This window comes from Phenylobacterium sp. LH3H17, assembly GCF_024298925.1.
Lineage (GTDB): Bacteria > Pseudomonadota > Alphaproteobacteria > Caulobacterales > Caulobacteraceae > Phenylobacterium.
In genome coordinates, this window is the sequence record NZ_CP101283.1 from 2,019,139 (window position 1) to 2,042,961 (window position 23,823).

24 protein-coding genes are annotated in these 23,823 nt (G+C 68.6%); 13 read left to right on the top strand and 11 right to left on the bottom strand.

The features are described 5' to 3' along the window. Positions 1–44 precede the first annotated feature (44 nt). Positions 45–1,304, top strand: coding sequence for an RNA polymerase sigma factor (locus tag M9M90_RS09980; RefSeq protein ID WP_254837003.1), 1,260 nt, complete (start codon positions 45–47; stop codon positions 1,302–1,304). Here the strand turns inward: M9M90_RS09980 and M9M90_RS09985 are convergent. Continuing rightward, a complete protein-coding gene (locus tag M9M90_RS09985) occupies positions 1,301–2,194 on the bottom strand; it encodes an EamA family transporter (protein WP_254837004.1) in 894 nt (297 codons plus the stop codon). The two genes, M9M90_RS09980 and M9M90_RS09985, sit on opposite strands and share 4 nt — an antisense overlap. Before the next feature lie 217 nt (positions 2,195–2,411). Between M9M90_RS09985 and lepB the strand changes: the two genes are divergently transcribed. The 6 genes from lepB to parC all read left to right on the top strand — a co-directional run bounded on the left by lepB (position 2,412) and on the right by parC (position 8,796). Beyond that, on the top strand, positions 2,412–3,191 hold the full coding sequence (gene lepB / locus M9M90_RS09990; RefSeq protein WP_254837005.1) for a signal peptidase I: 780 nt from the start codon (positions 2,412–2,414) through the stop codon (positions 3,189–3,191). Further along, the gene (rnc, locus tag M9M90_RS09995; RefSeq protein ID WP_254837006.1) at positions 3,188–3,883 is read left to right on the top strand and encodes a ribonuclease III; all 696 of its coding nucleotides are present in this window, start codon (positions 3,188–3,190) and stop codon (positions 3,881–3,883) included. The genes lepB and rnc overlap by 4 nt, the downstream gene beginning before the upstream one ends. Beyond that, on the top strand, positions 3,883–4,818 hold the full coding sequence (gene era, locus M9M90_RS10000) for a GTPase Era (RefSeq protein ID WP_254837007.1): 936 nt from the start codon (positions 3,883–3,885) through the stop codon (positions 4,816–4,818). Before rnc ends, era begins: the two co-directional genes overlap by 1 nt. 18 nt (positions 4,819–4,836) lie before the next feature. Continuing rightward, positions 4,837–5,649, top strand: coding sequence for an arylamine N-acetyltransferase (locus tag M9M90_RS10005; protein WP_254837008.1), 813 nt, complete (start codon positions 4,837–4,839; stop codon positions 5,647–5,649). Next, positions 5,649–6,380 (top strand): DNA repair protein RecO, encoded by a 732-nt coding sequence (recO, locus tag M9M90_RS10010; protein WP_254837009.1) that lies wholly within the window; start codon positions 5,649–5,651, stop codon positions 6,378–6,380. Before M9M90_RS10005 ends, recO begins: the two co-directional genes overlap by 1 nt. A 172-nt stretch (positions 6,381–6,552) precedes the next feature. Continuing rightward, positions 6,553–8,796: a DNA topoisomerase IV subunit A gene (parC, locus tag M9M90_RS10015; RefSeq protein WP_254837010.1), complete on the top strand. Its 2,244-nt coding sequence runs from the start codon at positions 6,553–6,555 to the stop codon at positions 8,794–8,796. Here parC and M9M90_RS10020 read toward each other — a convergent pair. Both M9M90_RS10020 and M9M90_RS10025 read right to left on the bottom strand, forming a co-directional pair. Further along, positions 8,783–9,277, bottom strand: coding sequence for an AAA family ATPase (locus M9M90_RS10020; protein WP_254837011.1), 495 nt, complete (start codon positions 9,275–9,277; stop codon positions 8,783–8,785). The genes parC and M9M90_RS10020 overlap by 14 nt on opposite strands. A gap of 140 nt (positions 9,278–9,417) precedes the next feature. Beyond that, positions 9,418–9,792, bottom strand: a complete 375-nt coding sequence (locus tag M9M90_RS10025; protein WP_254837012.1) for a response regulator — start codon at positions 9,790–9,792, stop codon at positions 9,418–9,420. Between the two features lie 377 nt (positions 9,793–10,169). Between M9M90_RS10025 and aspS the strand changes: the two genes are divergently transcribed. Beyond that, a complete protein-coding gene (gene aspS, locus M9M90_RS10030) occupies positions 10,170–11,948 on the top strand; it encodes an aspartate--tRNA ligase (protein ID WP_254837013.1) in 1,779 nt (592 codons plus the stop codon). A gap of 18 nt (positions 11,949–11,966) precedes the next feature. Here the strand turns inward: aspS and M9M90_RS10035 are convergent, their stop codons facing one another. From M9M90_RS10035 to M9M90_RS10045, 3 genes are all read right to left on the bottom strand, one after another. Then, positions 11,967–12,884 carry a pentapeptide repeat-containing protein gene (locus tag M9M90_RS10035; protein WP_254837014.1) on the bottom strand — a complete coding sequence of 306 codons (918 nt, stop codon included), beginning with the start codon at positions 12,882–12,884 and terminating at the stop codon, positions 11,967–11,969. Positions 12,885–12,961: 77 nt separating this feature from the next. Continuing rightward, positions 12,962–13,450 carry a pentapeptide repeat-containing protein gene (locus M9M90_RS10040; RefSeq protein WP_254837015.1) on the bottom strand — a complete coding sequence of 163 codons (489 nt, stop codon included), beginning with the start codon at positions 13,448–13,450 and terminating at the stop codon, positions 12,962–12,964. A gap of 77 nt (positions 13,451–13,527) precedes the next feature. Further along, positions 13,528–16,041: a ribonucleotide reductase gene (locus M9M90_RS10045; RefSeq protein WP_254837016.1), complete on the bottom strand. Its 2,514-nt coding sequence runs from the start codon at positions 16,039–16,041 to the stop codon at positions 13,528–13,530. Positions 16,042–16,212: 171 nt separating this feature from the next. Between M9M90_RS10045 and M9M90_RS10050 the strand changes: the two genes are divergently transcribed. Both M9M90_RS10050 and M9M90_RS10055 read left to right on the top strand, forming a co-directional pair. Then, complete coding sequence (locus M9M90_RS10050) at positions 16,213–16,608, top strand: NADH:ubiquinone oxidoreductase subunit NDUFA12 (protein WP_254837017.1); 396 nt, start codon at positions 16,213–16,215, stop codon at positions 16,606–16,608. A 2-nt stretch (positions 16,609–16,610) separates the two neighbouring features. Beyond that, positions 16,611–17,243, top strand: a complete 633-nt coding sequence (locus tag M9M90_RS10055) for a DUF2155 domain-containing protein (RefSeq protein WP_254837018.1) — start codon at positions 16,611–16,613, stop codon at positions 17,241–17,243. On the opposite strand, the gene aat is transcribed toward M9M90_RS10055, so the two are convergent. Genes aat through M9M90_RS10075 form a run of 4 tightly spaced genes read right to left on the bottom strand, consistent with a single transcriptional unit; the run spans position 17,183 to position 20,168 of the window. Further along, a complete protein-coding gene (gene aat / locus M9M90_RS10060; protein ID WP_254837019.1) occupies positions 17,183–17,833 on the bottom strand; it encodes a leucyl/phenylalanyl-tRNA--protein transferase in 651 nt (216 codons plus the stop codon). The genes M9M90_RS10055 and aat overlap by 61 nt on opposite strands. Positions 17,834–17,861: 28 nt before the next feature. Further along, on the bottom strand, positions 17,862–19,211 hold the full coding sequence (gene accC, locus M9M90_RS10065; RefSeq protein ID WP_254837020.1) for an acetyl-CoA carboxylase biotin carboxylase subunit: 1,350 nt from the start codon (positions 19,209–19,211) through the stop codon (positions 17,862–17,864). Positions 19,212–19,215: 4 nt separating this feature from the next. After that, a complete protein-coding gene (gene accB / locus M9M90_RS10070; protein ID WP_254837021.1) occupies positions 19,216–19,704 on the bottom strand; it encodes an acetyl-CoA carboxylase biotin carboxyl carrier protein in 489 nt (162 codons plus the stop codon). A 26-nt stretch (positions 19,705–19,730) separates the two neighbouring features. After that, a complete protein-coding gene (locus tag M9M90_RS10075; RefSeq protein ID WP_254837022.1) occupies positions 19,731–20,168 on the bottom strand; it encodes a type II 3-dehydroquinate dehydratase in 438 nt (145 codons plus the stop codon). 87 nt (positions 20,169–20,255) lie between these two features. Between M9M90_RS10075 and thiS the strand changes: the two genes are divergently transcribed. The 3 genes from thiS to M9M90_RS10090 are packed head-to-tail and all read left to right on the top strand — an operon-like array spanning position 20,256 to position 22,049. Next, complete coding sequence (gene thiS / locus M9M90_RS10080) at positions 20,256–20,456, top strand: sulfur carrier protein ThiS (RefSeq protein WP_254837023.1); 201 nt, start codon at positions 20,256–20,258, stop codon at positions 20,454–20,456. A 1-nt stretch (position 20,457) separates the two neighbouring features. Next, complete coding sequence (locus M9M90_RS10085) at positions 20,458–21,246, top strand: thiazole synthase (RefSeq protein WP_254837024.1); 789 nt, start codon at positions 20,458–20,460, stop codon at positions 21,244–21,246. After that, positions 21,246–22,049, top strand: coding sequence for an SDR family oxidoreductase (locus M9M90_RS10090; protein WP_254837025.1), 804 nt, complete (start codon positions 21,246–21,248; stop codon positions 22,047–22,049). Before M9M90_RS10085 ends, M9M90_RS10090 begins: the two co-directional genes overlap by 1 nt. Before the next feature lie 155 nt (positions 22,050–22,204). On the opposite strand, the gene M9M90_RS10095 is transcribed toward M9M90_RS10090, so the two are convergent. Beyond that, entirely contained in the window at positions 22,205–23,752 is a 1,548-nt protein-coding gene (locus M9M90_RS10095) for an FAD-dependent oxidoreductase (RefSeq protein WP_254837026.1), read from the bottom strand. Between the last annotated feature and the right edge of the window lie 71 nt (positions 23,753–23,823).

Below are 23,823 nucleotides of genomic sequence, written 5' to 3' on the forward strand. Positions count from 1 at the left end.
GGCGAGACTTGCCTTGCCGCTCGGCGTTTCCCTAAGCTGGAGAGGTGGCGGCGAGCGAGACCCATCAGGCGATCGAGACGGTCTTCCGGATCGAACGGGCCAGGCTTATCGCGGGCCTGGCCCGGATGGTGCGCGACGTGGGCCAGGCCGAGGAGCTGGCCCAGGACGCCCTGGTCATCGCGCTGTCGGAGTGGCCGAAGACCGGGGTCCCGAATAATCCCGGCGCCTGGCTGATGGCCGCCGCGAAGCGCCGGGCCATCGACGGGTTTCGCCGCAACGAGATGCTCGCGCGCAAGCACGCCGAGATCGGCCGGGACCTGGAGGACGAAGGCGCGGTCGGCGTCGAAGACATCGAAGCGACCATGGACGACGAGATCGGCGATGAGCTTCTGAGCCTGATGTTCACCGCCTGCCATCCGGTCTTGTCCACCGAGGCGCTGGTGGCCCTGACCCTGCGGCTGATCGGTGGACTGACCACCGACGAGATCGCCCGCGCCTTCCTCTCCAACGAGGCGACCATCGCCCAGCGCATCGTCCGCGCAAAGCGCACGCTCGGCGCTTCGGGCCTGGCGTTCGAGACGCCTCGGGCCAAGGCGCGGGAAGCGCGCCTGGCGTCGGTGCTGGAGGTCATCTTCCTGGTCTTCAACGAGGGCTATTTCGCCACGGCCGGCGAGGACCTGATCCGCCCGGCCCTTTGCGCAGAGGCCCAGCGGCTGGGCCGCATCCTGGTTCGGCTGGCGCCTGACGAACCCGAGGTCTTCGGACTGCTGGCGCTGATGGAGATCCAGGCCTCGCGGCTGGCCTCTCGTACGGCGGCCGACGGCGCTCCGATCCCACTCACCGAGCAGAATCGCGCCCGCTGGGACCAGATGTTGATCCGCCGCGGCCTGGCCGCCCTGGAGCGCGCCGAGGCCCTGGGCGGCGCCGACGGTCCCTATGCCCTGCAGGCCGCGCTGGCGGCCTGCCACGCGCGGGCGCGCAGGGCGGAGGACACCGACTGGAAGCGCATGGCGGCGCTCTACGACAGGCTCAGCGGGGTCATGCCTTCGCCGGTGGTCGATCTCAATCGGGCCGTGGCCTACAGCATGGCCTTCGGGCCCGAGGCCGGCCTGGTCCTCGTCGACCGGATCGAGGCCGCCGCCCTGCGCAGCTATGCGCCCTTGCCGGCGGCCAAGGGCGATTTCCTGTTTCGGGCCGGCCGGTTGGCCGAGGCCAGGGAGCAGTTCGAGCGGGCCGCTGGTTTCAGCCGCAACGCGCGGGAGAAGGCGTTCCTGCTGGGTCGGGCGGCGGAATGCGGCGGTTAGGCTCGCGCTAGGCGCCGCTCCATGGCCGGCCAGAAGATGTTGAGCGCCAGGCCGCTCATCACCAGGCCCGCGGCCAGCAGCTTCCAGTCGGGGAGGGACTCGCCCAGCCAGAGGGCCGAGGCGCCCATGCCGAACACCGGCACGAGCATGGCCATCGGCGTGATGGTCGCCGCTGGGTGGCGCGAGAGCAGCCAGCCCCAGGCGGCGTAGCCGAACAGGGTGTTGCCCACCGACTGCCAGATCACCGCGCCCCAGGTGGCGGCGTCGGCCGCCCGCACGCCCTGGATCATGGCGGTGGGACCCTCGAACACCAGGGCCAGGACCAGCAGGGGCGGCAGGGAGAACAGGCTGGCCCAGACCACGTAGGCCAGCATGTTCACCTGGCCCGCGGCCTTGGAGAAGGCGTTGCCGCCCGCCCAGCTGGCCGCGGCCAGCAGCACCAGGCCCAGGCCCAGCGGGGTCACGCTGGCGTCGGTATGGGCGACGATGACCAGCAAGCCGATTGCGGCGAGGGCCAGGGCGGCGATCTGGAAGGTCCGGATGCGCTCCTTGGCGATCCACATGGCCAGGCCGATGGTGAAGAACACCTGGGTCTGGACCACCAGCGAGGCCAGGCCCGGTGAGATGTGGCCGTTGATGGCGATGTAGAGCAGGCCGAACTGACCCGCCCCGATCAGCACCCCATAGGCCGCCAGGTTGCGCCACGGCACGTCCGGCTTCTTCAGGAAGAGCACCGCCGGGAGCAGGGCGAAGGTGAAGCGCAGCAGCGCGAAGGTCAGGGGCGGCAGGTGGTCAAGGCCGATGCGGATGACCACGAAATTGGTGCCCCACACCGCGACCACGGCCACGGCGAGCAGGACATGCAACCAGGGCAGGGCGGGGCGCGTCATGCGGCGACTAGATAGGGCATCGCGGCTTGGCCGCAATGGTCCGCCTTGGCGCGCCGGGCCAGACCACTTCGGCCGGCTCTGTCCTGCAATCGCCGGCTGCGTCGAAATGCGGAGGTCACGTGACACAGAGTTCACGGGGCTCTGGCTTGCTCCTTGCGTAAGCAGCGTCTAGCTAGGCTCACTGTCCGAAGCTCGGACATCTGTCAGGACGTTGTTGATGACCGAACAGGCGCAGACCGCCGCGGCCCCGGAAAAATCCGGCGCGGTGAACGAGTTCGTGGAGATCGTGAAAACGGTCGCCTACGCGCTGCTGATCGCGCTGTTCCTGCGCGTGCTGTTCTTCCAGCCCTTCACGATTCCGTCGGCCTCGATGGAGCCAACCCTGCTGGAAGGCGACTACATCATCGTCTCGAAGTTCTCGTACGGCTATTCGCGGCACTCGATTCCGTTCAGCCCGCCGGTGTTCACCGGCCGGATCATGGAGCGCGCGCCGCAGCGGGGCGACATCGTCGTCTTCAAGCTGCCGCGCGACGGCCGCACCGACTACATCAAGCGCCTGGTCGGCCTGCCGGGCGACCGCATCCAGATGCGCGACGGCAAGCTCTATCTGAACGAGAAGCTGGTGCCGAGCGAGGGCCTGCCTCCGGTGATGATCGACTCGGGCTACGGCTTCACCCGCAGCGTCGAGCGCTTCAAGGAGACCTTCCCGAACGGCAAGACGTTCGTGACCTACGACTTCGGTCCGGACGGCGAGGTCGACAAGACCGACGTCTTCGTGGTGCCGGAAGGCCACTACTTCTTCATGGGCGACAACCGCGACAACTCGCTGGACAGCCGCGTGCCGGCCGAGATCGGCGTGGGCTTCGTGCCCGCCGAGAACCTGGTGGGCAAGGCCCAGATCATCATGCTGTCCTGGGACAAGGAAGCCTCGATCTTCAAGCCGTGGACCTGGTTCCTTGACGCTCGACCCAGCCGGTTCTTCCAAGTCCTCAAGTGAATAGACGCAAGGCCGCGGTCGCCGAACTCGAAGGCCGCATCGGCCACGTCTTCCACGATCGCGAGCTCCTGGAACGGGCGCTCACCCACGCCAGCGTCGGCGACGGTGCGACCAAGGTCCGGCATTACGAGCGGCTGGAGTTCCTGGGCGACCGGGTGCTGAACCTGCTGGCCGCGGAACGCCTGATGGCGCTCGACGTGGAGGCCCGCGAGGGCGAGATGAGCCGGCTGATGGCCGCGCTGGTGAACTATCACGCCTGCGCCCGGGTCGCCCGCCGGATCGGCCTGGCCGAGGCCCTGCGCCTGGCCCCTAGCGCCAGCAAGATCGGCGCGCGCGAGAACGACACGGTCCTCGGCGACGCCTGCGAGGCCCTGATGGGCGCGCTCTATGTGGAGGGCGGCCTGGATCTGGCGCGGACCTTCTTCCTGGAGTTCTGGTCCGAGGAGTTCAGCCGGCTGGACGAGCCGCGCATCAAGGACCCCAAGACCCAGCTTCAGGAATGGGCCCAGGCGCGCGGCATGCCCCTTCCGGCCTATAAGGTGGTAAACCGCACCGGACCCGACCACGCGCCCTCCTTCACCGTCTCGGTGAGCGTGGGCGAGCACGAACCCGAACTGGCCGACGGCCGGTCGCGCCAGGAAGCGGAGAAAGCCGCGGCCATGGCCATGTTGTTGAAACGAGAAGGCACTTAATGACCACCCGCGCCGGCTTCGCCGCGATCATCGGCGCCCCCAATGCGGGCAAGTCGACCCTGACCAATCGCCTGGTGGGGGCCAAGGTCTCGATCGTCACCCAGAAGGTCCAGACCACGCGCTTTCCCGTGCGCGGGGTGGCCATGGCCGGCGAGGCCCAGATCATCCTGGTCGACACCCCCGGCATCTTCGCGCCGCGCCGCCGGCTGGACCGGGCCATGGTCCGCTCGGCCTGGGGCGGGGCGCAGGAGGCCGACTGCATCGTCCACCTCGTCGACTCCGTGGCCGAGCTGGCCGCCGCTGAGCCGGGCGCCAAGTCGGCCGACAAGCGATCGGCCATCGACGTGGAAACCATCGTCGAGGGCCTGAAGGCCGCCGGCAAGAAGGCCATACTGGCGCTCAACAAGATCGACGGCATGCGCCGCGACCGCCTGCTGGGCCTGTCTCAGCGCCTGTTCGACACCGGCGTCTATTCAGAGGTCTTCATGATCTCGGCGGCCGACGGCCAAGGGGTCGACGACCTGAAGGCGCGGCTGGCCGAGCTGATGCCCGAGGGCCACTGGCTCTATCCGGAGGAGCAGACCGCCGACCTGCCGGCCCGCCTGCTGGCCGCCGAGATCACCCGCGAGAAGCTGTTCCTGCGGGTCCACGAGGAACTACCCTATGCGGCGGCGGTCGAGACCACCGCCTTCGAAGAGCGCAAGGACGGCTCGGTCCGCATCGAGCAGCAGATCTATGTGGAGCGCGAGAGCCAGCGCCCGATCATCCTGGGCAAGAACGGCCAGACCCTGAAGTGGATCGGCCAAAAGTCCCGCGAGGAGCTGATCGAACTGCTGGACCGGCCGGTCCACCTGTTCATCCACGTAAAGGTCGATGAGCGCTGGGCCGACAAGCGGGAGTTCTACGGCGACGTGGGCCTGGATTTCGACGCCTAGGCCCCATAGGTGAGCCCGATGACCGATGTCACCGCCTATTTCGCCCGCATCGGCTATGACGGCCCGCGCGAACCCACGCTGGCTGTCCTGCGCAGCCTGCTGGAGCTGCACCCGGCCTCGATCCCCTTCGAGGCCGTCGATGTCCTGCTCGACCGGGGTGTCGACCTGGCCCCACAGGCCGTCGACGCCAAGCTGATCGGCGCCGGGCGCGGCGGCTATTGCTACGAACAGAACAGTCTCTTCAAGCGGGTGCTGATCGAGCTCGGCTTCCAGGTTGAGGGCCTGATCGCGCGGGTCCGGTGGCAGCAGCCGCTTGACGCTCCCCTGCGCCAGCGTACCCACATGGTGCTGCGCGTGACGATCGAGAGCGAAGCCTGGCTCTGCGATGTCGGTTTCGGCAGCTGCGTGCCGACCGCCCCCTTGAGGTTCGCCGAGCGCGGACCACAGCCGACGGCGCACGAGACTTACCGGCTGTCCCAGGTCGGCGACGACATCCTGATGGAGGCCCAGCTCGGCGAGGACTGGGCGCCGGTCTACCAGATCCCGCCGGATATCCAGCTCGATCAGGATTACGAGCTCAACAACTGGTTCTCCTCCACCCATCCCAGCTCGCATTTCCGCCATCTGTTGATCGTCTGCAAGACCACGCCGCAGGCGCGCTACATCCTGCGCGACAGCCGCCTGACCGTGCGAACCAACGACGGGGCGATGGAGCGCCGCGACTTGAGCCTGGACGAACTCGAGGCCGAGCTGGCCTCGACCTTCGGCCTGCCGGTGGCGGCCGACTGGCGACCCGTGCTGGCGCGCGCCGTCGCTGCGGCCGCCCCCTGATGGAGTTCGAGGACGACGCCTATGTCCTCTCGGCCCGCGCGCATGGCGAGACCGGGGCCATCGTCGAACTGTTGACCGCGCGGCACGGCAAGTACGCCGCCCATGTGGCTGGCGGGGCCTCGCGGCGGATGAAGCCCTTCCTGCAGGCCGGGGCGCGGGTGATCCTGCAATACCGCTCGCGGATGTCCGACCAGCTCGGCTCGGCGGCCCTCGAGCCGGTGGGCGAGGGGCCTTCGGCGCTGTTCGACGATCCCCTGGCGCTCGCGGGTCTCTCGGCGGCCGCCGCCGTGGCCGCCGCGGCCCTGCCGGAGCGCGAGCCCCATCCCGGCGCCTTCCTGGCCTTCGAGGCCCTGACTCAGTCGCTCCTCGCGCCCGACATCTGGCCGGCGATCTTCGTGCGTTTCGAGGCCGGCCTGCTGCAGGACCTTGGTTTTGGGCTGGACCTTTCCAAGTGCGCGTCCACCGGGGCGGTGGACGACCTGATCTATGTGAGCCCGCGCACCGGTCGGGCCGTCAGCCGCACGGCGGGGGAGCCCTATAAGGACCGCTTGCTGGCCCTGCCGCCCTTCATGCTCTCGTCCCAGGGCGGCTTGGCCGAGGGCGACGTGCGCGCCGGCCTCGACCTGACGGCCCACTTCCTGGAGCTGTTCGTGTTCGGTCCGCTGAACCGGCCGCTGCCGCCGGCCCGCGTCTGGCTGGTGGACCGGCTGAACGAAGCCGACCGGCTGTAACTCAACGGCTGCCATCCAGCCTGGGGCGAAGCGGAAGGCCGGGACCCATACGATCCGATCTCTCCGGAGGAATCGGCGACCATGGGAAACCGGCTGTGGAGAGTCTTTCCGTCGCGGCGACGATTGGCCCGGCGACCGCTAGAACAGGACGAGCATCCAGGTTCGATTCGGCATGACAGTTCAGACCCAACCGCCCGGCGACGGCCCGCGCGTCATCGACGAGCCCCTGACGGAGGCCCTGTCGCGGCGCTATCTCGCCTACGCCCTCTCCGTCATCACCGACCGGGCGCTGCCCGACGTGCGCGATGGCCTGAAGCCTGTTCAGCGGCGCGTGCTCTACGCCATGCGCGAGATGCGCCTCAATCCCGAGAACGCGGCCCGCAAGTGCGCCAAGGTCGTCGGCGAGGTGATGGGCGGCTATCACCCGCACGGGGACCAGTCGATCTACGACACCCTGGTGCGCATGGCCCAGGACTTCTCCCAGCGCTATCCGCTGGTCGACGGCCAGGGCAACTTCGGCAATATCGACGGCGATAACCCCGCCGCCATGCGCTACACCGAGGCCAAGCTGACGGCCGCGGCCATGCTGCTGCTGGACGGCATCGACGAGGACGCCGTCGACTTCAAGCCCACCTATGACAGCCAGGACGAAGAGCCCGTCGTCCTGCCCACCGGCTTTCCCAATCTGCTGGCAAACGGCTCCAGCGGCATCGCCGTGGGCATGGCCACCTCGATCCCGCCGCACAACGCCGCCGAGCTGATCGACGCCTGCCTGCTGCTGCTGGACAGTCCCGATGCCTCCACCGAGCAGCTGGCCGAACACGTCCTTGGGCCGGACTTCCCCACCGGTGGAGTCATCGTCGAGTCCAAGGCCTCGATGATCGAGACCTACGCCACCGGCCGGGGCGGGGTCCGGGTCCGCGCACTCTGGGAAAAGGAGGACGGCGGTCGCGGGACCTACCAGATCGTCATCACCGAGATTCCCTACCAGGTGAAGAAGGCCGACCTGGTCGAGCAGCTGGCCGAGTTGATCGAGAACAAGAAGGCGCCGCTGCTGGGCGACGTGCGCGACGAGAGCGCCGAGGACGTGCGCCTGGTGCTCGAGCCCAAGAGCCGCAATGTCGAGCCCGAGGTGCTGATGGAGAGCCTGTTCAAGCTCTCGGCGCTCGAAACCCGCTTTCCGGTGAATATGAACGTGCTGGACGCCCGGGGCTCTCCCGGCGTCATGGGCCTGCGCCAGGCCCTGCAGGCCTTCCTCGACCACCGCCGCGAGGTGTTGGTGCGCCGCGCCCGGCACCGCCTGGGCAAGATCGAAGCCCGGCTTCACATCCTCGACGGCCTGCTGATCGCCTACCTCAACCTCGACGAGGTGATCCGCATCGTCCGTTACGAGGACGACCCGAAGGCCAAGCTGATCGAGGCCTTCGCGCTCAGCGAGCTGCAGGCCGACGCCATCCTCAACACCCGCCTGCGCCAGTTGGCCAAGCTGGAGGAGATGGAGCTGCGGCGCGAACATGCCGAACTGGCCGAGGAGCGCGACGGCCTGGTCACCATGCTGGCCTCCGACAGGCAGCAATGGAAGCTGGTGGGCGTGGGCCTGAAGGCGGTGCGCAAGGTCCTGGGGCCCGACACCGAGCTCGGCCGCCGCCGCTCGATCTTCGCCGACGCGCCCACCGTCGACGCGGACGCGGCCATCGAGGCGATGATCGTGCGCGAGCCGATCACCGTGATCCTGTCCGATCGCGGCTGGATCCGCGCCGCCAAGGGCAAGGTCGAGGACCCCTCGGAGCTCAAGTACAAGGAGGGCGACAAGCACGGCTTCGTGGTCCCCGCCGAGACCACCGACAAGCTGCTGATCTTCGCCTCCGACGGCCGGTTCTTCACCATCCCCTGCGACAAGCTCCCGTCCGCGCGAGGCCACGGCGAGCCCCTGCGGCTCATGCTGGACCTGGACGACAAGACCGCCATCGTCGACGTCTTCCCGCATCGGCCGGGGACCAAGCGGATCATCGCCTCGAAGGAGGGCTACGGTTTCGTCCTGCCCGAGGAGGAGGCGATCTCCTTCCGACGCGCCGGCAAGCAGGTGCTGAACGCCGGCGCCAAGGGAGCGGCCTTCGCCCTGCGGGCCACGGGCGACCACCTGGGGGTCATCGGCGACAACGGCAAGATCCTGATCTTCCCCATGGCCGAGCTGCCGGAAATGCCCCGGGGCAAGGGCGTCAAGCTTCAGTCCTACCGCGAGGGCGGATTGCGAGACGCCATCGTGTTCAAGGCCGAGGAGGGGGCGACCTGGATCGACACCGCCGGGCGCACCCGGGTCTGGGGCGAGTGGCGCGACTGGCTGGCCAAGCGGGCGGCCGCTGGCAAGCTGGCGCCCAAGGGCTTCCCGACCAGCAAGCGTTTCAAGCCGAAATAGGGGCAGCCGCTCGCAGGAAGTCCGCGATCTCGCGGTCGTTCCTCAGGCGGACGACCGGCGCATGCGGGCCGTGCTCGATACGCGCGGTCTCGATGCGCGGGCGATTGATGCGGTCGAAGCTCCGGATGAACCGAAGCACCTTGAGAAGGTCGCGCGGCCGGTGGTGCTCGCCGGGCTGAAGCAGGCGCGTCGTTGCGCGCCAGGCGCAGGACGGCCCGGATCGGTCGAGCCAGATCACACGGTCCGCGCTCGGCAGGCGGATGTCGAAGGTGGCCAGGGCGAAGTTCCCGTCGCTGACCCAGGTATCCGTGGCGTGGGCCTCGATCACCGCCTCGCGAAAGGCCTGGACGTCGTTCGTCGCCTGGTATGGTGGCCAGATCTCGTCCAGGCAGATGAGGGGCGCGGTGATGCGCTCGGCCAGCCGGCGCGCCAGGGTGGTCTTGCCGCTGCCGGCGCAGCCCAGGATGACGACACGGTTCAAAATGGCCTCGGGACTGCAGCGAGGCCACCAGTTTAACGCGGTCTTTCGTCGTGTCCTGTCTAACCGCCCGACGCCATGGCGAGGGCGGCGGCCAGGCAGAAACCCGCGAGACCAATGACCAGGGCCGCGCGATAGAGCACTCAGGTCGCCTCGAGCCGGATCGCGCGGTTCAGGGCCGCGACGATCTGCTGGGGCGAGCAGGGTTTGGACAGGAATGTCGAGTCGGAGACCCCCTCGAAGGGGTGCCGGCCGGCCGCGGTTCCCGAGATATAGATGATCGGCAGGTCGGGGTAGGCCGCGCGGGCGCGGCGGGCGACTTCGAAACCATCCGCCCCGGGCCCAAGGTCGATGTCAGTCACCAGGCCCGACAGAGGGTCACCCGTGGCGATGGCGTCGAGTGCAGCGGCAGCGCAATAGGCGGTTACAACCGTGAAGTCCGCTCTGTTGAGTATCTCGCAGATGTCATGGTTGCAGATAAAGTCGTCATCAACGAATATTATCGTGGGATTTGGCATTAGCCAGTTACCTCTTGGGTCATACAACCCTTGAGATCGAAATTGTTTCCGTTCTACCTCTAAGTATTTTATAATACTGGACACATTCCCGCTTGGTTTCACCTATATTCGAACACTATCCGCCGGGCCGGACGCCTTCCAAGGCGCGATGAACTGCCGGGGATTAGCCGAGGTTGTCGTCGTAGGGGACCTTTGGCGGGGAGCAGGACTTCACTTCATGCGGCCGCGAGGCGATGCTGTCTTGGTCCAGCATTCGCAGCGATTTTTCATGGCCTTCTCGCGACGGTCAAGCTGTCGGAGCGCGCGCCTCGCCTTGACTTTCGGGGGCCTACATGCGCCCTTCCGCGCCTCGATTTTCAGAGCCCAAGCGACTCCAAATGCACGCCTACCGCAGCCATACCGCGGGCGCCCTGCGCGCCGCCGACACGGGTCAGACCGTCCGACTTTCGGGCTGGATCCATCGCAAGCGCGACCACGGCGGTCTCGTGTTCATCGACCTGCGCGACCACTACGGCCTGACCCAGTTGGTCATGAGCCCGGAGACCCCGGGCTTCGACGTCATTGAACGCCTGCGCGCCGAGAGCGTGATCCGCATCGACGGCGAGGTGGTGGCCCGCTCGGCCGAGACCATCAACGCCAACCTGCCCACTGGCGAGGTCGAGGTGCGGGTGCGCTCGGTCGAGGTGCTGTCGGAGGCCGCCGAGTTGCCGCTGCCGGTGTTCGGCGAGCCCGACTATCCCGAAGAGATCCGGCTGAAGCACCGCTATCTCGACCTGCGCCGCGAGACCCTGCACAAGAACATCGTCCTGCGCTCGAAGGTCATCCACTCGATCCGCAACCGCATGATCGGCCAGGGCTTCCTGGAGTACCAGACCCCGATCCTGACGGCCTCGTCGCCGGAAGGCGCGCGCGACTTCCTGGTGCCCTCGCGTCTGCATCCGACCAAGTTCTACGCGCTGCCCCAGGCGCCCCAGCAGTTCAAGCAGCTGCTGATGGTCTCGGGCTTCGACCGCTACTTCCAGATCGCGCCCTGCTTCCGCGATGAGGACCTGCGCGCCGACCGCAGCCTGGAATTCTACCAGCTCGACGTCGAGATGAGCTTCGTGACCCAGGAAGACGTGTTCGCGGCCATCGAGCCGGTGATGCACGGCGTCTTCGAGGAATTCGCCGACGGCAAGCCGGTGACGCCGTATCCGTTCCCGCGCATCCCGTACCGGGAGAGCATGCAGAAGTACGGCACCGACAAGCCCGACACCCGCAACCCGCTGATCATGCAGGACGTGTCCGAGCGGTTCCGGGGCGGCGGCTTCGGACTGTTCGCCCGCATCCTCGAGGACGCCAAGAACGCCGTCTGGGCCATCCCCGCGCCGAAGGGCGGCAGCCGCGCCTTCTGCGACCGCATGAACAGCTGGGCCCAGGGCGAGGGTCAGCCGGGCCTCGGCTACATCTTCTGGAGCGAGGACCAGGGCGGCTGGGGTGGCCCGATCGCCAAGAACCTCGGCCCAGACGCCACCGGCGCGCTCATGGGCCAGCTCGGCCTGGGGCAGGGCGACGCCGCCTTCTTCGTGGCCGGTGATCCCAAGGCGTTCGCCAAGTTCGCCGGCAGCGCCCGGACCAAGGTGGGGACCGACCTGAAGCTGATCGACGAGGACCGCTTCGAGTTCGTCTGGATCGTCGACTTCCCGATGTTCGAGTGGAACGAGGAGGAGAAGCGCGTCGACTTCTCGCACAACCCCTTCTCCATGCCCCAGGGCGAGATGGAGGCCCTGCTTACCCAGGACCCGCTGTCGATCCTGGCCTACCAGTACGACATCGTCTGCAACGGCTACGAGCTGTGTTCCGGCGCGATCCGGAACCATCGTCCGGAGCTGATGCTGAAGGCTTTCGAGGTCGCCGGCTATGGGTCGAACGTGGTGGAGGAGCAGTTTGGCGGCATGCTGAACGCGTTCCGTCACGGCGCGCCTCCGCACGGAGGCCTGGCGCCCGGCATCGACCGCATCGTCATGCTGCTGGCCGGCCAGACCGCAATTCGCGAGGTGATCGCCTTCCCGCTGAACCAGCAAGGTCAGGACTTGCTGATGAACGCCCCGTCGGAAGTCGAGGAGCGTCAGCTCAAGGAACTGCACATCCGGCTCGCGCCCCCGATCAAGGTCTGACGGCGCGGGCGGAGACGCCTAGTCGTTGGCGACGATGTAGCGGGGCGCGGGCGGGGCCGGCGGAGCCGGCGGAACCGCCGGCATGGCCTTGACGGCGGGAACCGGTGCGTGATGGGCGCCGACGAAGCGGATCTTGCGGCTGCACGAGCGCACGGTCAGACCCGAGGGCAGCCTGGTGGAAGCATCGCCACAGGCTTCGTCGAGCTGTTCCTGGCTCAGGCCCTGGGCGCGTGAGAGATCGGCCCCGGTGATGTGGGTATGGCGCAGGCTGGCGTCGCGGAAGTCGGCCCCGGAGAAGCTGGAGCCCATCAGGTTGGCGCCGTCGAGGTCGGCGTCGCGGAAGGACACCTGATCGAAACGGCCGCCGGACATCGTCGCGCCGGACAACTCCGCGTCGCGGAAGCTGGCGCCACGGGCGTCGACCCGGGTCAGGTTCGCGCCGTTCATGGCTGCGGCCTGGAAGCGGCCGGACGAGATGTTGGCCTTGGCGAAGTTGGAGCCGACAGCCTCGGAATCCCGCATGTCGATACGGGCCATGTTGGCCGAGGCGAAGTTCACGCCCTTGGCCTCCACCGAGCGCATCCGCGCGTCGACCAGCACGGCGGAGGCGAAATTGGCGCCCACCATCTCGGATTCGGAGAGATCTGCGCGAGAGAGGTCCGCGCCCGCGAAGTTGGCGCCGAAGAAGCGCGCATCGCGCAGGTCCGAGCCGACCAGGGCCGAGCCGGAGAAGTTCGCGCCCATGAACTGGGCGCCGTTGAGCTTACGGCCGGAGAGTTCACAGCGGCTGCAGGCGCCGCCGAACGAAACCATCCGGGCCACGTCCTTGTCGCCGATGGCGGCGCTGGCCAGGCCGGGCGCGAAGGCGGCGGTGGCGGCGATCGCGGCCAGCAGGGCGGCGAACCGAGGCGTCAGGGGTCGAGTATTGCGATCCATGGCGTGATGATGTGCCTGCACAAGCTGCGGTAGGCTACTTAATTCGCGGTAATTCTCAGCGACTTAGCGAACGGTTCTCAACAGGCGGGGATCCGCAGGCCTGGCGGCAGGCCGGTCGAAGGATCGCCGCACGCTCTATTCAGTTGAGCTTGCGACAAGCCTTTGGCGCCGTTCAGGCTGGCGCCGGAAAAATTCGTCCCCTCCAGCTTCGCGCCGGTGAAATTCGACCCCGCTAGGTAGGCGCCCACGAAGCTGGCGTGGGTGAGGTCCGCGCCCGTAAAATTGCCGCTGGACAACACCGCGCCATAGGCCTCGACGTCGCGCAGGTCTGCCCCAGCGAAGTTGGTGCGGTTCATGACCGCCAGCGACATGTCCGACTGGCGGAGCCGCGCGCCGGCGAAATTGCGGCCCTGGATCTCCAGGCCGGTGAAGTCGGCCTGAAAAAGATTGCACTTGGGGCAGCTCGCGCCGCGCTGGGCCTGGCTGATCTGGCCCTTGTTCTGGGCGGCCGCGGGAACAGCCGCCGCGAGCAGGGCCAGGCCCAACATAACTACCGGCGGTTTCATGGCGGTCTCCGAACCTGACCGCCAAAGTCTACAGGCCAAGCTTTAAGACCTGATTGATCGTGAACGCGGCCATTCGCCTAGCCGGTCATGTCCCCGCCGTGGCCGTCCGCCCGCACGCCGCAGGTCTCGCAGATCAGACTGGCGCCCTTGCGCACAACGGCCACATCGCCGCAGGCGGCGCAGACGTCGGCCTCCAGCGCATTCGGCGGCTGGCCGCGTTCCTTCGCCGAGGGCAGGAAGACCAGGTTGTCTGGAGCGGCGCCGCGGGCGAAGCCGCGGGAGATGAAGTGGCTGGCGGGCTGGGGTTCGCCGGGGTGCTCCTCGGCGTCGTCCAGCTTGCCGCGTCCCAGGCCGTCGGCGTTCAGCTCCCCTGGGTCGGCGTTGGCGAGGTCGTCGCGCGCCAGGTACGACACGCCCAGTTCGCGGAAGATGTAGTCGAGGATCGAGGTCGCCGAACGTACCGAGTCGTTGCCGGTGACCGGACCGGCCGGCTCGAAGCGCGTGAACACGAAGGCGTCGACGAACTCTTCCAGCGGCACGCCGTACTGCAGGCCGATGGAGATGCCGATGGCGAAGTTGTTCATCAGCGATCGGAAGGCCGCGCCTTCCTTGTGCATGTCGATGAAGATCTCGCCCAGCTCGCCGTCGTCGTACTCGCCGGTGTGAAGATAGACCTTGTGGCCGCCCACGGCCGCCTTCTGGATATAGCCCTTGCGGCGGTCGGGCAGCTTGCGGCGGGTGCGGTCGCGCTCGACGATGCGCTCGACGATCCGTTCGGCGGCTGGGCGCTCCTGGGCGTCGGGACCGGCGTCGCGCGCGGCGCGCGGCGGCGGCTCGGAGGCCCTTGGCAGGTCCAGCGAGAGATCGGCTGGGGGCGGCGCGCGGCGGACCCGGATCGCGGCCACGCCGGCCCGGGCCGCGGCGCTCATCAGGGCGCGGGCGTCGGCGGGCGTGGTGTCCCACTCAAGCTCCAGGTCCGGCATGGCGGGCGCCGACAGGGCCGGCTGGATGGCCGCCAACAGAGAGAAATAGGGCGCGGGACCCAGATCGTCGGCGGTGCGGAACACCGCCTGCTGGGCTGGAGTCAGGAATTCGGCCTCGGCGAGCGCCCCTGAGCCCAGGGCGTACTCCTCGGCCGAGGCCACCTCGGCGTCGCTGAAGCCCGCAAGCTTCAGGACGTCGAACGACGGATCGGCCAGGTCGGCGTCGGTGGCGCCCAGCACGTCGCAGAGGAAGCCGGCGTCGATGGCGGCGAAGGCGTCGGACAGCCGCGTGGCGAAGGGCAGGGCGGCCTCGGCCGCGGCGATCTCGTGATCGGTGAAGCCCTTGGCGTGCAGGGCCGCGTGGCTCACGCCCGGCGCCTCGGAAAGGTCGAGGCGGCCCAACAGATGCGCCCGGGCCTGGGCGATGTCGCCGCCCAGGACGGTGAGGCCCTGCAGGCTCGCCTCGGACAGCACGCGGGCGATCGCGCCGTCCTCGGTCTCGGCCACCGTGATCGGCCCGAGCCAGGGCGCGGCCGAGGCGCCCACGCCCCCTAGGCGCAGGGCCAGCTCCGGATCGTCGAACACCGCCAGCCCGCCGCTCAGCTTCACGCCGCTTGAAATCAGGGCCGAACTCGCCCGGCGATAGAGCTCCTGGGTCGCGCTGCGACCGGCCGGCGAATCATAGGCGAGCCCTTGGGCCACCAGCCAGTCGGCCACGCCCGCAAGGCCGAGCGCCACGGGCCGATCGTCGGCCGCCGCGGCCAGGGCCACGCCCAGCAGCGCCACGGCCGCGTCGAAGCCCGGGGCGTCGAAATCCTGCCCGGCGCCGAAGGCCAGCACGTTGAGCGCGCCGCGTACTCCGCCCCAGCCGCGGGCCACGGCCTGGCCGGCCTCGGCGGAGAACACCGCGGCGACAGCCCCAGTCTCCCAGGCGGCGACGGCGAGGCGAGGGTCGGGCTCCTCACCTCCCACGCAGACCAGCTCCAGGCCATCGACGTCGCTGAATACCGGCTCGAGTGCGGACCAGTCATGCTCGCCGGCCCGGGCCAGGGCGACGGCGTCCAGGATCATGGCGTCAGTGGCGCCGGCGGCGCGGGCGGCCTCGGCGGCGCGGGCCAGGCTGGCGTTGGCGCGGACGTCGGCGCAAGCGGCCGGGTCGCCCTCGCAGCGCAGGATGGCGTCCATGACGGCTTGCAGCCGGCCGGTGAGCTCGCGCATGGCCGCGCGCGCCATGGCCCGGCCGCGGTGTTCGGCCCGCAGGGTGACCAGGGCGCCGGCGAACTCGCCGTCGGCGGCCTGGACCAGCGGCATGCGCTGGCCGAGCCGGGGCGCGGAGATCGCCATCTGGCCCGAGAGCATGGCCGCGCCCAGGTCGCGCCGGAACCCGCCGCGCGAGCGGGCCGAATCGAACAGGCCGGCGACGTCGCCGCGCTGGACCAGGTCCTCGGCGTACCGGAAGAGGGCGGCGGGCAGGTCGGAAGTCTCGTCCAGCCAGTCGAGCCAGGCCTCGACCCGCGCGTCGGTCCAGGAGGCGGGCGCCAGGACCTCGGCGACGCTCGCGGCGCGCTCCAGAAGCCGTCGCTCGATCCTCGCCGTCTCGCTACGCATGCATCGTTCTCCCGAGACCTGAGTCTAGGGAGAGCCGCTTTGTCGAGCAACACATGTTGTGGTCGCCACCCCGGCCATCCCCAACATATTGCGAGGCTTGCGTCGCTGGACGCCCGGGAGCCTGGGACCTATAGTCCGCCCGCTTCGTAGCTCTGTCCGGAACTCCCAAACGTGCTCAAAGATCTCTTCACCTGGTGGAACGGCGCGACCATCGGCATCCGTTTCACCGTGGGTCGTCGCGGCGTCTTCATCGGCCAGGACGAGAACGGCAACAAATATTACGAAGCCAAGGACACCAAGGATTCCTATGACGGCCGCAAGCGCCGCTGGGTGATCTTCGACGGCTATGCCGAGGCCTCCAAGGTCTCGCCCGACTGGCACGGCTGGCTGCACCACACCTTCGACGAGCCCCCCACCCTCGAGCCGCTGAAGCGCCAGGCCTGGGAGCGGGACCACATCCCCAACCTGACCGGCACGGTCCACGCCTGGCGTCCCAAGGGCTCCATCGCCCGCGGCGGCGAGCGGCAGAAGGCGACGGGCGACTACGAGGCCTGGCGGCCGGAATAGTCATGGTGCGGCGTTCGATCCTCGCGGGCCTGGCGGCCCTGGGCGCGATCGCCGCGGCCGGGATCGTCGTGGCCCAGCCCGCGCCGGCCCCGCCGCCCGTCCAGCCTCCGCCGCTGGCCGTGCCGCCGCCGACCCCCGACGCCGCGCCCGCCGAGGAGGCGCCGCCGGTGCAGGTGGCCGCGCCGCCCCCGATCGTCACGCCGCCTATCGAGGCCACTGAAGTGGCTCCCGCGCCGGCCCCCAAGGCCCAGGTCGCGGCCAAGCCCGCGGAAGCCGCCATCAAGCGCGCCCGCTACGACGTCGCGGTGATCCAGGCCCTGGACAAGGTGACCGCCGAATCCATGCGCTTCGAGGCCGCGGTCGGCAAACCCGTACGCTACAAGAACCTGGTGTTCACGGTGAAGGCCTGTGAGCGCTCGGCAGACGACGAGGCGGTGGAGGACTCCATGGTCCACCTGACAGTGGAATCCCAGCCGCGCCCCGCGCCGGGCAAGCCCGTCCCGCCGCCCCGCCAGGCCTTCCGAGGCTGGATGTACGCCGCCTCGCCGGGCCTGAACCCGCTGGAGCATCCGGTCTACGACGCCTGGCTGATCACCTGCAGGGCCGCGGCTCCGCCGCCCACCGCGCAGCGCTGAAACTTGGCCTCGCGGGCCAGCGCGCGGCCCAGCCTTCGGCGGTATTCAGCACGCGGGATCTCCTCGGCGCCGAACTGGGTCAGGTGCTCGGTCATGAACTGGGCGTCCAGCAGGACGAAGCCGTCGGCGATCAGCCGCGCGACCAGGTGGACCAGAGCCACTTTCGAGGCGTCGGTCGCCCGTGAGAACATGCTTTCGCCAAAGAAGGCGCCGGCCAGCGACACGCCGTAGAGTCCGCCGACCAGGCGGCCGTCCTTCCAGCATTCGACCGAATGGGCGTGGCCCCTTTCGAACAGCTCGCCGTACAGGCGCTCGATCACCCCGTTGATCCAGGTCTCTGCTCGACCCGGCGTGGCGGCCGCGCAGAGCTCGACCACCTGGCTGAAGGCGGTGTCGATGCGGATCTCGAAGGGCTCGGCGCGGACGGTCCGGGCCAGGCGGCGCGAGACGTGGAAACCCGCCAGCGGCAGGACCCCGCGCTTCTCGGGATCGATCAGGAAGACCCGCTCGTCCTCCCGCGCGTCGGCCATGGGAAAGACGCCGCGCGCGTAGCAATCCAGCAGCTCCTGCGCCCCGAACCGGCCGCTCATGGCCGGCCGCCCGCGACGCGGGGGGCGACTACGCCTCTGACTGGGCCTTCATCCATCGTTCCAGCCAGTGGATGTCGTACTTGCCGGCCAGGATGTCAGGCTGCTGCAGCAGCTCCTGGAACAGGGGGATCGAGGTCTCGATGCCGCCGACCACCATCTCGCCCAGGCAGCGATTGAGGCGCGCGATGCACTCCTCGCGGTCGCGGCCGTGAACGATGAGCTTGCCGATCAGGCTGTCGTAGTAGGGCGGGACGGTATAGCCGGCGTAGAGGGCGCTATCGAGCCGCACGCCCAGGCCGCCAGGGGCGTGGAAGTCGGTGACCAGGCCCGGCGAGGGGACGAAGGTCTTCGGGTTCTCGGCGTTGATCCGGCACTCGATCGCGTGGCCCTCGAAGACCACGTCCTCCTGCTTGAACGACAGGGGCATCCCGGCGGCGATTCGGATCTGTTCGCGGACCAGGTCGATGCCGGTGATCGCTTCGGTGACCGGGTGCTCCACCTGCAGGCGGGTGTTCATCTCGATGAAGAAGAACTCGCCGTTCTCGTACAGGAACTCGATGGTGCCCACGCCCAGATAGCCGATGGCCTTGATCGCATCGACCACCACCTTGCCGATCTTGGCGCGGGCCGCGGCGTCGATGACCGGGGAGGGGGCTTCTTCCAGCACCTTTTGGTGGCGGCGCTGCAGGGAGCAGTCGCGTTCGCCCAGGTGGCAGACATTGCCGAAGCTGTCGGCGATCACCTGCAACTCGATATGGCGCGGGGTCTGGAGGTAGCGCTCCATATAGACCGCGTCGTCGCCGAAGGCCGCGCGAGCCTCGGCGCGGGCGGTCGAGACCGCCTCGTAGAGCTCGTCCTGGTTCTGGGCGACCTTCATGCCGCGCCCCCCGCCTCCGGCGGCGGCCTTGATCAGCACCGGGAAGCCGATCTCCTTGGCGGCCGCAAAGGCCTCCTCCTCAGTGGTCACGGCGCCGTCGGAGCCGGGCACAACGGGGATGCCCACGTCCCTCACCGCCTGCTTGGCGGTGATCTTGTCGCCCATCATCTTGATGTGCTCGGCCTTGGGGCCGATGAAGGTGAAGCCGTGGGCGGTGACGATCTCGGCGAAGCGCGCGTTTTCCGAAAGGAATCCGTAGCCTGGATGGATCGCCTGAGCCCCGGTGATCTCCGCCGCCGCGATGATCGAGGGTATGTTCAGATAGGACTTGGCCGCCGGGGCCGGGCCGATGCAGACACTCTCGTCGGCCAGCCGCACCCACATGGCGCCGGCGTCGGCCTCGGAATGGACCGCCACCGTGGAGATGCCCATTTCCTTGCAGGCCCGGTGGACCCGCAGGGCGATCTCGCCGCGATTGGCGATGAGGATTTTCTCGAACATCGTCCTACTCGACGACGACGAGCGGCTCGCCGAACTCGACCGGCTGCCCATCCTCGACGAGGATCTCCACCACCCTGCCGGCCTTGGTCGCCGGGATCGGGTTCATGGTCTTCATCGCCTCGACGATCATCAGGGTCTGACCGACAGCGACTGTGTCGCCCACCTTGATGAACGCCGGAGCGTCCGGCTGGGGCTGCAGGTAGATGGTGCCGACCATCGGGGAGTTGATGGTGTCGGCCTTGCTGCGCGTTTCCGCCGCAGGCGCGGGGGCCGCCTCGGCGGCCGGAGCCGCCGCGGGAGCCGCGTGAGCGGCCGGCGCGGGAGCCGCCGCATAGTGGATCGGCGCCGACGTCAGGGTCTTGGCGACGCGAATCTTCAGTCCGTCACGCTCGACTTCGATTTCCGAGAGGCCGGTGTCGGTGAGGATGTCGGCCAGTTTGCGCACCAGACGCGCGTCGATCGGATCGGCAGGAGCCTTGGGACTGCTAGCCATATGAAAATCCTTAACTTGGTTGAGACCTAGCGGACGAGGCCCGCGGCGGCCTCGACGGCCAGTTCATAACTCGCCCCGCCGAAGCCGGAGACCACTCCGGTCGCGGCCAGCGAGACATAGGTTTCGCGGCGGAACGCCTCGCGCGCCGCAGGGTTTGAGAGGTGGCACTCGATAACTGGAATATCCAGTGTTTTCAATGCATCCAGCAGGGCGACTGAGGTGTGGCCGTAGCCCGCGGGGTTGATCACCAGGGCGCAAGCCTCGAGACGGGCCTCCTGGACCCAGTCGATCAGCTCGCCCTCGTGGTTGGATTGACGGAAGACGATGGCGTGGCCCAGCGCGCCCGCACGTCGCTCGCATCGGGTGCGGACGTCGTCCAGGGTCTCTTTTCCGTAAATCTCCGGCTCTCGGACCCCCAGGAGGTTGAGGTTCGGTCCGCTAAGCACATAGATCGGTTTCGACATTCGGCTCCGCCGTCGATTCCGCCGTCTTGTAACGGTCGGCGGCGGGGGTCACAAGCATTCGGCGGTTTGGCGCTTCACGAGGTCGTCATGACTTTGACTATCAACGGCGAGGAAAGGGCCTTCGGAAGCCTGTCCAGCATCGCCGCCCTGGTGGCGGAGCTGGGCCTCGACGCGCGCAAGGTGGCGGTCGAACGCAACCTGGAAATCGTACCGCGCTCGGCCTATGGCGCCACCGCGCTCGCCGACGGCGACCGTATCGAGATCGTGCACTTTATCGGAGGCGGCTGACATGGACGGGTCGGTTCACAACCAGGACACTTGGACGGTCGCCGGCCGCACCTTCACCTCGCGGCTGATCGTGGGCACCGGCAAGTACAAGGACTATGCGGAGAACGCGGCGGCAGCCGAGGCGGCGGGCGCCGAGATCGTCACTGTAGCGCTGCGCCGCGTGAACCTCAGTGATCCCAGCCAGCCCATGCTGGTCGACCATGTGAAGCCCGACCGCTTCACCTTCCTGCCCAACACGGCCGGTTGCTTCACCGGCGAGGAGGCGGTTCGCACCCTGCGCCTGGCGCGCGAAGCCGGGGGCTGGGATCTGGTCAAGCTGGAGGTGCTGTCGGACCCCAACCTGCTCTATCCCGACATGGAAGAGACCCTGCGCGCGCTGAAGATGCTGATCGCCGAGGACTTCCAGGTGATGGTCTATTGCACCGACGACCCGGTCTTCGCCCGTAAGCTGGAAGACGCCGGCGCGGCGGCCATCATGCCGCTGGCCGCTCCGATCGGGTCGGGCCTGGGCATCCTCAATGCGGTGAACCTGAAGATCATCATCGACCAGACCAAGGTCCCGGTGCTGGTGGACGCGGGCCTTGGCACCGCCTCGGACGCGACGCTCGCCATGGAGCTCGGCTGCGACGCCGTGCTGATGAACACCGCCATCTCCAACGCCAAGGACCCGATCCGCATGGCGCGGGCCATGAAGCACGCGGTGATCGCCGGGCGCGAAGCCTTCCTGGCCGGCCGCATGCCCAAGAAGGTGTTCGGCGAAGCCTCCTCGCCGACGACAGGACTGATCTGATGGGCCGCGCGAACGGACGCAAATCGATCTTCATCACAGGGGCGGCCTCGGGCATGGGCCGCGAGACCGCCAGGCTGTTCGCGGGCAAGGGGTGGTTCGTGGGCGGGTATGACGTCAACAGCGCCGGCCTGACGGCGCTGGAGGCCGAGCTGGGCGCCGACAACTGCATCGTTCGGCCGCTCGACGTCACCGACCGCGAGGATTATCGCGCCGCGCTAAAGGCGTTCGGCGAGGCCACCGGCGGCCAGATGGACATCCTCTACAACAACGCCGGGATCGGCCGGGGCGGCCCCTTCGCCGACCAGCCCTTCGAGGACGTGATCGCTGTCGTCCAGGTCAACCTGATGGGGGTGCTGATCGGCATCCACGAGGGCATCGGCCTGCTGAAGGCCACGCCCAATTCGCTGTGCTTCACCACCTCGTCGTCCTCGGCCACCTTCGGCATGCCGGGGATCGCGGTGTATTCGGCCACCAAGCACGCCGTGAAGGGGCTGTCGGAGGCGCTGTCGGTGGAGTTCAAGGCCTATGGGGTGCGGGTCGCCGATGTCCTGCCGGGCCTGATCGACACGCCGATCCTGCCGCCGGAGACGGTGGCCAATGCGCCCAAGGAAGGCCTGTTCCGCGCCATCCCGCCGGTCGAGGTCGCCAAGGTGGTGTGGGAGGCCTACCACGCCGACACCCTGCACTGGTACGTGCCGCCCGAGCTGGTGGAGATGGACAAGATGGCCACTGCCGCCCCCGAGGCCATGCGCGAGCAGATGGCGGCCGGCGGTTTGTTCAATCGGCCGGCGGATGAATCCTGACCTAGTATGCTCCCCTCCTGGGGGAGCTGTCAGCGAAGCTGACTGAGGGGGACTTTGACCCAGTCCCCCGTGGATGAAGCCCCCTCCGTCTCGTCGCGAAGAAGCGACGATCCACCTCCCCCAAATCGCGCTGCGCGCTGGGGGAGGACCTATTCTTACGGCGCCTGGACGACGCCTTCGCGGAGGGCGGCGCGGGCCTTGGAGCCGGTCATTGCGACCTTCAGCATGTCGGCCTCCGGCTCCAGGCCGACGGCGCGCATCAGGGTATCGCGGTCCGGGCCCGGCTTCGGCGGATAGGCAGCAGCCTTCTGTTGACGGCCAGTGGCCCAAAAGCCCAGCACCTTGGCCAGGTTTCCCGGCTTCTTCAGCCAGGCCGAGGGATGCTCCAGCATGTGGAAGCCACGCAGGGCCTGACGCAGGAGTTGGGTGTCCGACCGGATTGCGATGCTCACGCCGTCGTCGAGGAAGCTCTTGATCACCCGGCTCTTGAGGCTGGGCCGGAATCCCGGGGTCAGGGTCTGCTGCGCCCGCTTGATGGCCGAGCGATCCTGGTCGCGCATGCTGGTGTAGTAGGGCTGGAGCTCGCGGGTCACCCGCTCCTGGAAGTCGGCCATCCGCACCACCGGATCGTCGGTCTCCACCAGGACGTCGCGGAGCAGATAGGCCTGCACGGCGGCGAAGGAGCAGCCGCGCCCATAGAGCGGATTGGTGCGGATCAGGCTGTCGCCCACGGCGAAGTAGCCGAGGACGGCCGGGGCGCCGTCCTTGGCCAGGTCGCGCCAACGGCTGTGCAGTTCGCCCATGCCGAACACCCGGCTGACACCCTGGGCGGTGGCCGGGTCGATCCAGGGGACCAGGCCCGGCATCCGCGCGCAGATAGCGTCGAACACCTCCGGGGCGACGATCGCCTTGCGCAGCTCCATTTCGATCTCGGGCACGCACAGGGTGATGGAGAAGCAGCCGTTGTCGGCCGGGAACACCCCGAACTTCAGGAAACCCAGGTCGCCGGTGGCCGGCGCCTTGCCCCGTGGCGGCTCATTCACCCCCGGTAGCAGGCGGTAGTGGCGGGTGAAGTAGAGAATCCCGCAGGTTTCGCTCTCCTCGGTAATCGGCGCCCCGGCCTCGACCAGCTGTTCGATCCCCGAAGATGTGCGGCCGCCGGCGTCGATCACCAGGTCGCCGATCACGTCGCGCGGCCCGGCCGCGTCGGCGACGGAGACCCCCACGACGCGCAGGCCCTGGGGATCGTGCTGCACGAGCAGCCTGCGCACGAAAGTCTCCGAGGCCACCCGCACATTGGGCCACCGCTCCACATAGCGGCGCATGACCAGCTCCAGGGTGGTGCGGCGGCTGGTCAGCACGACCAGGTCGCGGTCGACCGCCTCGGGCCGGTAGTCGGCCTTGTGCAGGTCGGTGAGCATGCTCTCGAAGCCGAGTTCCCGGCAGCCCGCGCTCAGCAAGTCGGCCAGCAGCCGCGGATGCTCGTCGCGGATCAGGGTGCGCAGCCTCGCCAGGAAGGCGTGGCTGTGGCGCAGATGGCCGACCCCGCGCCGGTTCCAGTCGTCGAAGGCGGCGTTGGGGTCGCCCTTGGGCGGGGGCGGGTCACGCTCGAGAATCACGATGTCGCGCCCGGTCGGCGCCAGCGCGAGCGCGGCGCACAGCCCGGCGATCCCCGACCCGATCACCAGCACGCGTTCGTGCATCCTGCTTCCTGGCCTCCGTCTCGACGGACTGGCGCCTAAGCGTAGAATCAAGCCTAGCCGCGCCGCGTCGC